At 45.6% G+C, this 13,211-nt stretch carries 12 protein-coding genes; 8 read left to right on the forward strand and 4 right to left on the reverse strand.

The window, feature by feature from the left end; genetic code table 11:
* Positions 1-279 precede the first annotated feature (279 nt).
* A complete protein-coding gene (locus tag RGU72_RS10660) occupies positions 280-1,245 on the forward strand; it encodes a proline racemase family protein (RefSeq protein ID WP_322119700.1) in 966 nt (321 codons plus the stop codon).
* A 14-nt stretch (positions 1,246-1,259) separates the two neighbouring features.
* On the opposite strand, the gene RGU72_RS10665 is transcribed toward RGU72_RS10660, so the two are convergent.
* Positions 1,260-2,045, reverse strand: a complete 786-nt coding sequence (locus RGU72_RS10665; RefSeq protein WP_322119701.1) for an AraC family transcriptional regulator — start codon at positions 2,043-2,045, stop codon at positions 1,260-1,262.
* 251 nt (positions 2,046-2,296) lie between these two features.
* Between RGU72_RS10665 and RGU72_RS10670 the strand changes: the two genes are divergently transcribed.
* Positions 2,297-3,208: a dihydrodipicolinate synthase family protein gene (locus tag RGU72_RS10670; RefSeq protein ID WP_322119702.1), complete on the forward strand. Its 912-nt coding sequence runs from the start codon at positions 2,297-2,299 to the stop codon at positions 3,206-3,208.
* 186 nt (positions 3,209-3,394) lie between these two features.
* Positions 3,395-4,090, forward strand: coding sequence for a GntR family transcriptional regulator (locus RGU72_RS10675; protein WP_322119703.1), 696 nt, complete (start codon positions 3,395-3,397; stop codon positions 4,088-4,090).
* 42 nt (positions 4,091-4,132) lie between these two features.
* Here the strand turns inward: RGU72_RS10675 and RGU72_RS10680 are convergent, their stop codons facing one another.
* The 3 genes from RGU72_RS10680 to RGU72_RS10690 form a co-directional block, all read right to left on the reverse strand.
* Entirely contained in the window at positions 4,133-4,660 is a 528-nt protein-coding gene (locus RGU72_RS10680) for a hypothetical protein (protein ID WP_322119704.1), read from the reverse strand.
* A gap of 27 nt (positions 4,661-4,687) precedes the next feature.
* Positions 4,688-5,632 carry a ribosome biogenesis GTPase YlqF gene (ylqF, locus tag RGU72_RS10685; RefSeq protein WP_322119705.1) on the reverse strand — a complete coding sequence of 315 codons (945 nt, stop codon included), beginning with the start codon at positions 5,630-5,632 and terminating at the stop codon, positions 4,688-4,690.
* 388 nt (positions 5,633-6,020) lie between these two features.
* Positions 6,021-6,959: a histone deacetylase family protein gene (locus RGU72_RS10690; protein ID WP_322119706.1), complete on the reverse strand. Its 939-nt coding sequence runs from the start codon at positions 6,957-6,959 to the stop codon at positions 6,021-6,023.
* Positions 6,960-7,340: 381 nt separating this feature from the next.
* On the opposite strand from RGU72_RS10690, the gene RGU72_RS10695 reads away from it, so the two are divergent.
* The 5 genes from RGU72_RS10695 (at position 7,341) to RGU72_RS10715 (ending at position 13,191) form a co-directional block, all read left to right on the forward strand.
* Positions 7,341-8,261: a MoxR family ATPase gene (locus RGU72_RS10695; protein WP_322119707.1), complete on the forward strand. Its 921-nt coding sequence runs from the start codon at positions 7,341-7,343 to the stop codon at positions 8,259-8,261.
* 117 nt (positions 8,262-8,378) lie between these two features.
* Positions 8,379-9,356 carry a DUF58 domain-containing protein gene (locus tag RGU72_RS10700; RefSeq protein ID WP_322119708.1) on the forward strand — a complete coding sequence of 326 codons (978 nt, stop codon included), beginning with the start codon at positions 8,379-8,381 and terminating at the stop codon, positions 9,354-9,356.
* Between the two features lie 27 nt (positions 9,357-9,383).
* Positions 9,384-11,462: a DUF3488 and transglutaminase-like domain-containing protein gene (locus tag RGU72_RS10705; protein WP_322119709.1), complete on the forward strand. Its 2,079-nt coding sequence runs from the start codon at positions 9,384-9,386 to the stop codon at positions 11,460-11,462.
* Between the two features lie 34 nt (positions 11,463-11,496).
* Positions 11,497-12,615 carry a lytic murein transglycosylase B gene (gene mltB / locus RGU72_RS10710; protein WP_322119710.1) on the forward strand — a complete coding sequence of 373 codons (1,119 nt, stop codon included), beginning with the start codon at positions 11,497-11,499 and terminating at the stop codon, positions 12,613-12,615.
* A 267-nt stretch (positions 12,616-12,882) separates the two neighbouring features.
* A complete protein-coding gene (locus tag RGU72_RS10715) occupies positions 12,883-13,191 on the forward strand; it encodes a hypothetical protein (protein ID WP_322119711.1) in 309 nt (102 codons plus the stop codon).
* The last annotated feature ends 20 nt before the right edge of the window (positions 13,192-13,211 follow it).

Consider the following 13,211-nt stretch of genomic DNA (forward strand, 5'->3'; position numbering starts at 1 on the left):
GACGGCATGACATAAAACATATACTCCTTATATGTATATTGTAAACGTCCAATTAATTATTGAACCATAGGTCATTTTTAATAAATTTTATGGGGAGTATATTAAATTAAAGACGAACAGCTTACTTAAAATAAAGTTACATGTCGCCCGACGTTATCACGACTGTCATAATTATTTAAACTATCTTAGAGTCAAAATAACGCTGACTATGCTGATTTCAACAATAAGCAAGAGCCAATCCGTCAAGACAACGCGCCAACATCTGATTATTCTGTGCACATGAAAAAAATATCCATTATTGATTCGCATACCGGTGGTGAGCCCACCCGGTTAATCGTGGCTGGTGGCCCTGATCTGGGCAAGGGCACTTTAGCTGACCGCGTCAATCGCTTTAAAACTGAATTTGATCATTACCGCACTGCGACCACCTGCGAACCGCGAGGCTCCGATGTGATGGTTGGTGCTTTGGCCTGCCTACCGCACAACCCTGTATGCACTGCCGGCGTGATTTTTTTTAATAACGTGGGTTATCTTGGCATGTGTGGTCACGGCATGATTGGCTTTGTGGTGAGTCTGGCTTACCAAGGCAAGATCAGCGTTGGGCAACATCAAATTGACACGCCTGTTGGCGTTGTGCAGGTTGAACTCCATGCTAACGATAGCGTGACTGTGCATAACGTTGCGGCATGGCGCTACCGCAAAGAAGTCGTGATTGAAGTCGCTGGCCACGGTCTTGTAACAGGCGACGTGGCATGGGGTGGCAATTGGTTTTTCCTGATCGCTAATCATGGGCAGGAGTTAGAATCAATAAATATTGATGCGCTTACCGATTTTTGCTGGGGGGTAAGACAAGCCTTGGAGGCAAATGAGATTACCGGTGAGCACGGCGCGTTGATAGATCATATCGAATTATTTGGCACTCCAGATTCAGCCAATAATCACAGCAAAAACTTTGTACTATGCCCGGGCAAAGCCTACGACCGCTCACCTTGCGGCACCGGCACCAGCGCCAAACTGGCTTGCCTGGCGGCAGATGGCGAATTGACAGAGGGTGAAATATGGCGGCAGGAAAGTATTATCGGCAGCGTGTTTGAAGCGTCTTATCGAGCGATGAAAGCAGATGATTCCGGCGACGCAACTAGTGCAGAAAAAATCTTACCGAGTATTCGCAGCAAGGCATTTGTGAATGCTGAGGCGACTTTATTATTGGATGAGAGAGATCCCTTTGTTTGGGGGATGCGCTAAGGAAAGCGTTTCTATCAGGCTCTGGCTTCGAGAATAGACTGACGTTGTAAGACTTCGCGGTATTCACTCGGGGTCATGCCGACAGTGGCTTTAAAAATACGAGAAAAAGCGCTGTGATCCTGGTAGCCGCAATCTGCTGCAATGTCAGTGATGCTCTTGCTAGGATCAGCCAACATCTGGGATGCTGCATCTAAACGGATTTTAATCATCATCTGACGTGGCGTCAGTGAGAAAATCTTTTGGAAATAACGCTCAATCTGGGTAATCGACAAACCGGTTAGTTGCGCCAAATCTGCCATTTGTACTGTCTGAAAATAATGACTATGCAAATGCCGGACAGCAGCGGCGATCTGGTGATAAATCGGATGGCGTTGATCCGGCATCGCTAAATCACGAGAAATACCGGTGAGACCGATGACTTTATTATTGGTGTCGCGCAGTGGGATTTTTTGGGTGAGGCACCAGCCAGGATCGAGGTTGGGATACAGATGAAGTTCTAATTGATCGTTTAAGGCATGATTGCCGCTCAGTACCATTTGATCTTGTTCATCATAATTAACAGCTAAAGAAGCCGAGAAAACTTCAGTGGCCGTATGACCAATTAAGGCAGCTTTATCTTTATAACCAGCTCGTGTGGCGAGTGTCTGATTTACCACAATATAACGACCAGCCAGATCTTTGACGAAAAAAACTACATCTGGCATCGCATCAAATAAAGCTTCGGTGAAAAAAATATCACTAATCTGACCTGCCAATTGATGACGATTTTTCTGTGCTTCTTCAGTGGAGATGATAGGCATAGGATCGATGATCATAAGAAATACCGGTAATTAATAAGAATGAATGACTAAATAATATTATTCATTTTACATGAAACAGCAATAACTAAATAAACAATCACTAACTTTTACAATTTTTTATCTGTTATTTAAATATATTTAAAATATTTTTAAATAATATTAACATGTACTAAACTCTTTTTTGATCAAGCGAGCTCAATCCACCAAGTTCAATCAAGTTCTACTAACTAAGTCAGCGAAGGAATATAAGCATGAGCACAAATAAATGGCGTGGCGTTTTTCCGGCAGTAACTACCAAGTTTAAAGATAATGAAGATTTGGACTATGCTGAAATGGAAAAGCATTATGCTTTTCAGATCGATAGCGGAGTCCATGGCTTGGTCACTTGCGGCTCTTTGGGCGAAGCCAGCACCCTCTCGTTTTATGAGAAACTGGAAGTCACCAAGATTGCCTTGCAGGTTGCGGATAAGCGCCTGCCGGTCTTAGTCAATGTGTCGGAGACCCGCACCAGCAATGCCTTACGGTTTGTGGAGCAAGCCGCGGATATGGGTGTGCAAGGTCTTATGGTAATGCCATCGGTCTTGTATGCCGCCGACGCCCGCGAAGCAAAAGACAATCTGCGTGCCATCGCCAAAGCGGCACAATTGCCGATCATGGTCTATAACAATCCTGTGACGTACAAAGTTGATCTAACACCAGAAGATTTTTTGGATTTGGCTGATTGTGAATGGCTGGTGGCAATTAAAGAATCAACTGACAACATTCGCCGCATTACGGATCTGCGCAATGTGTTGGGCGATCGCTATCAATTATTTATGGGCGTGGATGATCTGTCATTTGAAGGATTAGCAGTCGGCGCAGATGGCTTACTAGCAGGCTTGGTCGTCGCCTTTCCGAAAGAAACGGTAGCGCTCTATAACATGATGCAAGCCAGACTTTATGACGATGCACTCAAGCTATATCAATGGTTTATGCCGCTGTTGCATTTAGACGTATCCAACAAGTTGGTACAAAACCTGAAGCTGGTCGAAACCCTGGTCGGCGTTGGCAATGAAAACGTACGCCGTCCGCGCCAGCCGCTTGTTGGTGCAGAACGTGAACGCGTGACGACTATCGTACAAAAAGCCTTAGCAACTAGACCGGATGTCTCGATCTACCTTTAACCGACTTTTCTAAAAAAGTTCGCGTACAGATGTAACTATGGGGCAAACTTCCAGCAAAGCATGCTCAGTTTGCCCAATCGTGCGCCTATATAAATACGCAATAATTTCGAAAAAAATGAATATTACTGAGTAAAATTCGGCGAAATGTCGCTATTATAGAAATAAAATATTGACTCGGAAAACCTCATGCTAGCCACAGCAAGCAAATCAGCGATGGCGACAGCGCTACCGCAAAAATCTCCACCACCCAAGTTGCGTGCGGTGGATATCGCTTATGACGCGATCGAAAGCATGATTGTCACCCTACAACTTAAGCCAGGCTCTCCGATTGTAGAGTCAGAATTAATTGAAATCACAGGTTTGGGACGCACCCCCTTGCGTGAAGCCTTGATGCGGATGTCATCCAATGGACTGATTCTGCAACTACCAAGACGCGGTTTGATCGTCAGTGACATTGAAGCCGCAGAACACATGACGCTGATCGAAACCAGGCGCGTAATAGAACGTCTGATCGCCACCAGCGCAGCCCGTCGCAGCACACCGCAACACCGCAAAGACATGGTGGAATGCGCAGATCAAATGTTGGTCGCGGCTAAATTCGCTGATCTAGGTGCATATATGGCCGCCGACCAAGCCTTAGATCACGTGATACACGAAGCCTGCCGCAATCCGTCTGCGGTAGCGGCGGTCGTGCCACTGGTGATCAAATGCCGTCGCTTTTGGTATGCGTTTCAGCATGAAGGCGATATAGAAGAAGGCGCACGTTGCCATCTGATGCTAGCGAAAGCGATCGCAAAAGGCAATGAAGAGCAAGCCTTAAAAGCAACCGACTCCTTAATGGATTATCTGGAATCGTTTGCCCGTAAGATTATCAATGGCTAGTCACAGAATACGTCGTAAGCCAGACGATAAGTAGTCCACCATTTATAAGATGTTCGCTCGCGACTTAGGCAAACGTTTAACATTTGGCAGGGCACTAGTTGTTAACCATAGTTTAAATCGTAGCATCTTAATATTAGCGCGACGATGTTCTGTGCGCGTTGCCAACAAACGTAGCAAACCAGCCTCTGTGACACCGATTTGCTTATGGCCAGGAATGATTTTGTAATCGTCACCGAGTAAGCGTAATTCACGTTCGGCCAATCTCGGCACGATCAAGTTTTGGATATCTTTTATAGGTAACCAGATAACATCGTCCACCATGTAAAAGCGAAGATGATAATGATCAAACGAATAGTATCTTCCTTGCCATCGGTTTAAAACAGAATATCTGGCCCAATATCGGACGGCAGGAATAAGGTCAACAATAAACGGGGCGAAGAAAATACCCCAGGCAACAGCAACAACGACTAAAACAATGGGGCCATACCCTGCTCCATATAGCTCAGCAATATCCCAAGCTTTATAGCTAAGAAAAACACAAAGGACAAATCGCAAGAGGAAAGATAACATCTATTTTTCCATCGGATAGATTCAGTTTTACTGCCTCGGCAATTCGTCCAACTCGCCCTGCTCGCCCTGTGATACGTCGGTCGTTTTACCTTGCCCCAGCAACACTGGTGGCACATAGGTTGCGAGCAAATGTTCGCGGCTGGCGGGCGTCTCCAGACTGACTCGTCCTAAAGCACCACTGCGATAATCTAACAGCAAAGTGTGAGCCGCTTTTTCTAAATCCCAGTCACCACCTTTGAGGCGGTAAGCACGTTTTTTGGCAACGCCCTCGATCACACTCACGCCATCAATCCCCTCTGTGACGATGCCATAACGGGCTGTCAAAAACTTAGGGTAATTTTGTAATAATTGTTCGGCTAAAAAGGTAGCGACTTCTTCTTCAATCAGAGCTTTTACACCAACTGCATGGCTGGCGGCTAACATCAAGCCATCGGTCGGATGGGCGATTTTTGGCCAGAGCATACCGGGAGTATCGACCAAAATCATATTTTTACCGAGATACAAACGCTGCTGTACTTTGGTGACGGCAGGTTCATCACCGACATTGGCGACACGGCGATTAAGCAACGCGTTCATCAAAGTAGATTTACCTACGTTGGGAATCCCCATAATCATCATGCGCAAGGGCTTGGTTGGTACGCCGCGATGCGGTGCGATGCTAAGCGCAATACCAGGGATTTTGGCAACGTCGGACGGTTTTTTACAACACAATGCGACTGCGTGTACACCTTTTTGGCTGTTATAAAAATCCAGCCAAAACTTAGTGGCATGCGGATCAGCTAAATCGCTTTTATTGAGTATTTTTAGACAAGGACGCTGACGAAACGTGCGCAGTTGTTCGACCATAGGATTACAACTGGCTTGCGGAATGCGGGCATCTAAAACTTCTATCACCAGATCGGTGTTTTCCATGGTTTCTGCCGCTTTTTTGCGGGCAGCGTTCATGTGACCGGGGAACCATTGTATGGACATGCTTATTCTTCTATTTGCTAAATTCAAACCGCTATTTTACGGACTTGCGCACAAGAATTCCTGTTTAGTTTTTGGCGAGGAAATTAGCTACGGGGTATAGCAGTCGCCCAGATCATCAAAAATTGGCATTTTAATGGGAGTATAGGCATAAAATGCACCTCAAAGCCAATTAGCGTATGGACAATAAAATATACTATATAGCAGTATTAATTTAATGCCAGGCAAAAGGATAGCGTTTTACTCTGCCGAAAAAGGCAAACATCAATACAAAAAAAGCAAAAAACTCAGCGTTACAAAAATTCTAGCTACGCTCGTCATCAGCTCCATTCCCATCATTTTTATGCTGAGGTTTGATGTTTTTGAGACATCTGGCGCAAGAATCTGATCATCAATCTAGCTCGGCTAGCACTTTAATATGAGCAACCACGCTACGACCCAGAGCCGACAAGTTATAGCCACCTTCAAGGCAGCTAACGATTTTGCCACCCGCATGCTCTTTGGCGACTTCCATAATTTTGCGGGTCATCCAACTGTAGTCCGCCTCGACTAAGCCCATCTGGCCCATATCATCTTCTTTATGTGCATCAAATCCGGCAGAAATAAAGATCATTTGCGGGCGATGTTGATGCAAGGCGGGAAGCCACTGCTCCAGCACTAATTGGCGTACAACATCGCCATAGGTATGCGCTGGCACTGGAATGTTATGCATATTGGGCGCCGGATGCTCGGTGCCTGAGTAGGGATAAAACGGATGCTGAAAAAAACTCACCATCAACACCCGGGGATCGTTATGAAAAATCTCTTCCGTGCCGTTGCCATGATGGACATCAAAATCGACTACCGCGATACGCTCTAGCCCATGCACTTCCATCGCATATTTGGCAGCCACGGCGACATTATTAAACATACAAAAACCCATCGCCTCGCTAGAAGTCGCATGATGCCCCGGTGGGCGCACAGAGCAAAATGCATTGTCCAGCTCGCCAGCAATCACCGCGTTAGTGGCGGCAATCGCAGCACCTGCGGCACGCAACGAGGCACGCCAGGTGAAGGCATTGAGTAAAGTATCTGCATCTAGCGGAAAGTGCTGATGTTCTGAGTGCGCCGTGGGACAGTTTTCTCGAATCCGGTAAATGGCACTGGCGGTATGCGCGCGCGCTAAGTCAGCCTCTTCTGCCGCTGGCGCTTCACGATATTCCAACAAGCTGTCAATACGACTGGCGATCAATTGATCTTCGATGGCTTGTAATCTATCGGGAGATTCTGGATGCCATGATCCCATTTCATGCCGCTTGCAATCGGCGTGGGTATAAAACGCGGTCGTCATTGTTTGCTCTTTTGATCTTCGTAGATTGATATGTCTCTTGGCGTTAGTGTCAACCTATTTGCGGCATTTTGCAAACGGCCTTATTGCCAGCTTATTGCCACCGCTTACCAATTTCCGGTTCCAGGCTAAGCATCGCTCATTTTAAAACGGTTCATGATGCGACATCCTGTATATCTTGTATGGTGATTGCTTTAAATCAGTTTACACTCGAGTTACTGTAGTAAAACTTACCTAATTAGGACTTACGCAAAATTGTCCCAGCAAGGCGTAGCGACGACGACAGTACTTTAGGCTAGGAGCTGCAACGCAGCTGGGGCGGTTTTGCGTAAGTCCTACTAATAAGACTGACGCAAATTCATTTCATAAGGCTTAGTGCTCACTATGTTTTCAAAAGTTCACGCAGTTGCAAAACAAGTTAATCAAGTCATTATCGGCAAAGACACACAAATTCGTCAGGCCTTGGTGTGCCTGCTGGCGGGCGGTCATTTACTGATTGAGGATGTGCCAGGCGTCGGCAAAACTACCTTGGCGCATGCCTTGGCGATTTCACTTGGCTTACAATTTAATCGTCTGCAATTTACCAGTGATTTACTACCCGCAGATGTGGTTGGAATTTCTATTTTTGAACGTGAAAAAAATCAGTTTATTTTTCATCCTGGCCCCGTATTTACGCAGGTCTTGCTGGCAGATGAAATCAATCGTGCTACACCGAAAACTCAATCTGCTTTGCTAGAGGCGATGGAAGAACGTCAGGTCAGTGTGGAGGGCAAAACCCGTGCGCTGCCTCATCCCTTTTTTGTCATTGCGACACAAAATCCTACTCACCAAGTCGGCACATTTTCTTTGCCAGAATCGCAGCTTGATCGCTTTCTGATGTGTCTTTCTCTAGGCTATCCCGACGCAGCGGCAGAGCGCGCACTGTTGCTTGGCGAAGATCGCCGTAGTCTTCTACAAAGCCTGACCGCAGCAATGCAAGCTAATGAATTAGTTGAGGCGCAAAAATTACTGAAACATATTCATACCTCACCGTCTTTAATCGATTATGTACAAGCACTGGCACATGCCACTCGCCAGGATGATGTTTTTGCTGATGGCATGAGCCCGCGAGCCTCTATCGCATTGCTGCAAGCAGCACGTGCATGGGCGGCATTAGAGGGACGCGATCATGTCCTGCCAGAGGATGTGCAAGCGATACTGATACCGGTCATCGCACATCGTTTGCGGCCTTTAAAATCGGTCAGCGGCAAAACCAATGCCAGCAGTGAATTGCTACAGCAAATGATGTTGCGGATTGCGGTATAGATGCCAACTAATATTAGTTTAGTAGGGCTCACGCAAACCCACGCCAACTGCGTTGCAGCGCCTTGCTGGGACAACTGTGCATAAGTCCTGCTTAGTTAACTTTTTTAATCAGTAACAATGAGCTTATTCACGAACCTACAAACTCGTTTTCGGAAAATGGTGTTTTTAGAAAACAAGCCTGAAACTGGTGAGGTATTTCTTAACCAGCGCAGAGTATTCACGTTGCCAAGCAAGCCTGGCTGGATGTTTTTGCTACTGCTGATCACTTTGTTTATTGCTGCCACCAACTACAATTTAAGCTTGGGTCTGGCGCTGACATTTGTACTAATGTCCTGTGCCTGGGTGAGCGTGTTTTTAGGCTTCCGTAATCTAGCGCATTTGCATTTGCTCGCTGGCACAGCACAACCCGTATTTGCCGGTGAAGATGCGCAATTTACGCTGCACTTAATCAATCGCCGCAAATATGCGCGCTATGCCGTCTGGGTGAGTTTTTCCAGCAAAGATGCAGCACAACATGCGGTCGATATCGCGGCATTTAGCCGCACTAGTATCCAGCTAAGCTGCTCTAGCGAAACGCGCGGTTATTTGCCCATTCCCAGAGTCAGGTTACAGACCTGGTTCCCTCTTGGTTTGCTGCGCGCCTGGAGTACCTGGTTACCCGACGTACAAGCACTGGTGTATCCGCGACCAGAACTAAATGCGCCACCCCTGCCATATCAAGGCTCAGAAAAAAATGATGGGCGAGGCCATGCAGGCAGTGAAGATTTTTCTGGCGTCAGAGCATATCAAACAGGTGACGCGCTTAAGCATCTGGCTTGGAAGCATATTGCCAAAGTTGATGTGGCCGCTGGTGGTCAGCTTGTGACGAAACAATTTTCTGGCGGCTCTGCCAGCGACATCATGCTTGATTTTTCTAGTTTGCCAAAGAACATGGACGTGGAACTGAAATTAGCACGCATGACCAGTTGGGTATTAGAAGCAGATGCCAACGCACAACCGTATGGTTTTCGACTTGGCGGCAATCATTATGCCCCCGCCACGGGACAGGCGCACCGGCTAGATTGCTTACGCGCTTTAGCGCTTTATGAGCTCTAGTATGTGGCTTAACATGAGATCGAGGCGATGACGATATCCGCTCCATTACCTGACCTACCAGATTCCAAAATCAAATCTGGGGCGAAGGCTATTTCTACATTACATAAAAGTTGGAGAAAACTCCCGCTTGCCCGTGATAAGGCCGATACCTTATTGCTGATTTTTGCCTGCTTGTTGGTTTTATTACCCCATATCAGTCAAGCGGAACGGTGGGTTTCTGTTAGCTGCCTTTGCTTATTAGCCTGGCGTGGCTGGCTCACGCTGACTGGCAGACGCATGCCACCCTCTTGGGTGTTGGTACCCATTGCCAGCTTGATGATGGGTGGCGTGTTCTTACATTTTCATACCTTTTTTGGACGTGATGCCGGTGTCACGATGCTGATGATGCTGCTGGCTTGCAAGCTATTAGAGATGCATGCCAAACGTGATTTATTTGTGGTGCTGTATCTGAGTTTTTTTCTGTTGCTGACACAGTTTTTAGATACCCAAACCATAGGAAGTGCTGCATTTGCCTTGTGTGCCGTGATTGCGCTGCTAACAGCGCAATTGTCGTTTAACTATACGGGCGTTGTGCCACCTTTGATGCAACGTATTAAATTAGGATTATTGATACTGGCTTTGGCGATTCCGTTAACCATTGTTGCGTTTTATTTATTCCCCCGATTACAGGGTCCGCTTTGGAGTTTGCCTAGTGATGCCAATACCGGACGCAGTGGATTATCGGACTCTATGACGCCTGGAAATATCAGTAAGTTAGCGCTTTCTGAGGATATTGCTTTCCGAGTTAAATTCCCCGATTTGGCAATCAATACTGCTCCTCAAAAATCACTTCTATATTGGCGTGGAATCGTCCTTAGCCATTTTGACGGCAGCAGCTGGACCCATGCCGAGTCCCCCAAATATCGTAGTAGAGATAACACCATTAGTTTCAGCGGAGCCAAAATACGTCAAGAAATCATCATGGAATCGCAAGGGCAACGCTGGCTATTTGGACTGGATTTACCCAATGAATCAGCCTCAATCAATGACCTTGGCAGTTCGCTCAATACACAAGGCGAACTCAGCGCAACCCAAGCGATCAATCGCCGTATGCGATATGAAGTAACATCGCAACCCCAATACAGATGGCAACCAGAATTAAGTCTCAGGGATCTGCAAACAGAAGTTGCATTGCCAGCGGGTTTTAATCCTCGCACCCTGGCTTTTGCGGCAGATTTACGCCAACGTGCATCAGATGATAAAAGTCTGATTCAGGCAGTGCTACACTTTTTTAGGACAGAAAAATTTAGCTACACATTAGAACCTCCGCTGTTAGGAAAAAATAGTGTAGATGATTTTTTATTCAATTCACGCGCAGGATTTTGTGAGCACTATGCCAGCGCATTTGTAGTATTGATGCGAGCTGTTGACATACCAGCGAGGGTAGTCACTGGTTACCAGGGCGGTGAGATGAATTTAGTTGATGGCTTTATGGAAGTGCGTCAATCCGATGCACATGCCTGGGCAGAAGTTTGGTTGCAAGACCAAGGCTGGGTCAGAGTTGACCCTACCGCAGCGGTCGCACCTGAACGTATCAACTTAAATTTAAGTTCTATTTTGAATCGTCGTGGATTCAGCGAATTTATGAATCTTGGCGCAGAGAGTAAATCTTTACTATCCCGGATGCGCATGCAATTAGATGCTGTCAACAACTCGTGGAACCAATGGGTGTTAAATTACAACCCCGCAAAACAAGTGGATTTTTTACGTACGTTAGGCTTAGGAGAATTAGACTGGCCTAAATTGATGCTAGTTTTTTTCGCCATCGGGACAGTGCTTATTGGACTAATTGCATTGCCGCTTTTGTACCATCGACCTAAACTCGCGCCCCTCGATAAGTTATACTTTTCTTTATGTAAAAAGCTGGCAGATAAAAAATATCCACGTTTGTTGCACGAAGGGCCGACTGCATATACGAGTCGTCTGAAAAGCAAACTACCGGAAGCGCTATTTATACCCGTCCAAAGCTTTTTAGCTTTATACGCAGCAACCAAATATGGCGACTCGAAACAGCCAATGTCTAGTGTACTGGCTCAACTTAAAACTCTCTTAGCGCAATGTCGCTGACCAGACGAATCTGAATGTCTTCCATTATATTTCTATGACTAATTTACGTACTAAACTGAACAAACTTCCTAATCAGCTTTTATTAGCCGTAATTATCACTATCACTAGCCTATTGACTGTTGCACCCAACGCCGATGCGGCACGCAAAAAACTATCCAAGGACCAAGAGCAATCAGCTAATAGTGCTGAGTTTGTGCACTTTGCTCAATGGAAAGAGGTGAGTGAGTTTATTGACCAGATGGTTATTAAACATGATTTTGATAAAGCCGAGCTAGTCAATAATTTTGATAAAACCCGCTATATAGAATCAGCTATCCAGTTAATGAAGCCAGCGCCAGGTGGACGTCCCAAAAACTGGAAAGCTTACCGTGCACGGTTTGTGGATGCGCACAGGATTGATGCTGGCATCGCATTCTGGGATAGGTATGCCAATGCTCTAAATCGTGCCGAGGCTCAATACGGCGTACCGCCAGATATCATCGTAGGCTTGATTGGGGTAGAAACGGTATTTGGCCGGAATACCGGCAACTTCCGCGTCATGGATGCATTGACTACACTGGCTTTTGCTTATCCTGATACACCAACACGTACTGCGCGTATGGAGTTCTTCCGGTCAGAATTAGAGAATATGTTGTTACTCTCCCGTGAATCACAGGTTGATCCCTTCAGTTTTAAAGGATCTTATGCTGGCGCAATTGGCTGGTCACAATTTATGCCGAGCAGTATCCGTAAATTTGCTGTTGATTTCGATGGTGATGGAAAAATCGATCTGTCAGGTTCGCCAACAGATGCGATTGGCAGCGTCGCCAATTACTTATCGCTGCATGGCTGGAAAAAAAATGTTCCTACCGTATTCCCTGCAAGCTTAGCGATCGGAGACGAGCAAATCAGTTTATTAGACAGCTTTTTAGGGCAAGGATTAAGAGCGAGTTACAAGCTAGATGAACTGAAGACGGTAGCAACGACGGCAAGTCAAGATGCACCCGAATCTTTGCTATATGGATTAGTCAATTTGCAAAATGGAAATGAACCGACCGAATATTGGTTAGCGACGGATAATTTTTTTGCCATTACGCAATACAATCGGAGCTACTTTTACGCTATGTCTGTGATCGATTTAGGGAAAGTGATTGCAGCAGCACGAAATAAATAAACAAGAAGGAAAATCTTGCTTTTCAGAATTTTTTATAGCTCGATAAGATTTTCGCCGATTAATATTGCTAAATAGTATGTTTTAAACTACAGTAACATTATCGAATGATACATTTATGTGTAAAAAGACAATGTGTCAAGAGATTTAACAATGTTTTGCTATTTTTCTAGCAAGAAAAAGCATTTTAAAGATACAATATTACCGTTTGATTAATTTTTTATTGAGGCAACTTTTTTTGCTTTAAATAAGCTAAATAGCGAGGTAATTATGGCAAATCTGACACAGCTTGAATCCGATGAGATTGACTACGATCCGAATAATCTTCTGGATACGTTGATTAAACAATTGCACTTGAAAAACGACGCAGCTTTGTCCAGAGCGTTAGAAGTAGCACCACCAGTTATTAGTAAAATCCGTCACCGTCGTTTGCCTGTAGGTGCATCACTGTTAATTCGTATGCATGAAATTAGCGATGTCAGCATCAAAGATTTACGCGAGTTGATGGGTGATCGCCGCGCAAAATTCCGTATCAGCGACAAGCAATTCAAACCAAAAGACGCTGCGGATAATAGTTAATTTGGTACGACATCATAAGT

It is taken from the genome of Undibacterium sp. 5I1, assembly GCF_034314085.1.
In the GTDB taxonomy this organism is placed as follows: domain Bacteria; phylum Pseudomonadota; class Gammaproteobacteria; order Burkholderiales; family Burkholderiaceae_D; genus Undibacterium.

Bases quoted from the DNA above. Each gene is read 5' to 3' on its own strand.
- RGU72_RS10675 (WP_322119703.1), top strand. From the start codon at position 3,395: ATGCTAGCCACAGCAAGCAAATCAGCGATGGCGACAGCGCTACCGCAA.
- ylqF (WP_322119705.1), bottom strand. From the start codon at position 5,632: ATGTCCATACAATGGTTCCCCGGTCACATGAACGCTGCCCGCAAAAAA.
- RGU72_RS10665 (WP_322119701.1), bottom strand. From the start codon at position 2,045: ATGCCTATCATCTCCACTGAAGAAGCACAGAAAAATCGTCATCAATTG.
- mltB (WP_322119710.1), top strand. From the start codon at position 11,497: ATGACTAATTTACGTACTAAACTGAACAAACTTCCTAATCAGCTTTTA.
- RGU72_RS10690 (WP_322119706.1), bottom strand. From the start codon at position 6,959: ATGACGACCGCGTTTTATACCCACGCCGATTGCAAGCGGCATGAAATG.
- RGU72_RS10695 (WP_322119707.1), top strand. From the start codon at position 7,341: ATGTTTTCAAAAGTTCACGCAGTTGCAAAACAAGTTAATCAAGTCATT.
- RGU72_RS10715 (WP_322119711.1), top strand. From the start codon at position 12,883: ATGGCAAATCTGACACAGCTTGAATCCGATGAGATTGACTACGATCCG.
- RGU72_RS10680 (WP_322119704.1), bottom strand. From the start codon at position 4,660: ATGTTATCTTTCCTCTTGCGATTTGTCCTTTGTGTTTTTCTTAGCTAT.
- RGU72_RS10700 (WP_322119708.1), top strand. From the start codon at position 8,379: ATGAGCTTATTCACGAACCTACAAACTCGTTTTCGGAAAATGGTGTTT.
- RGU72_RS10705 (WP_322119709.1), top strand. From the start codon at position 9,384: ATGACGATATCCGCTCCATTACCTGACCTACCAGATTCCAAAATCAAA.
- RGU72_RS10660 (WP_322119700.1), top strand. From the start codon at position 280: ATGAAAAAAATATCCATTATTGATTCGCATACCGGTGGTGAGCCCACC.
- RGU72_RS10670 (WP_322119702.1), top strand. From the start codon at position 2,297: ATGAGCACAAATAAATGGCGTGGCGTTTTTCCGGCAGTAACTACCAAG.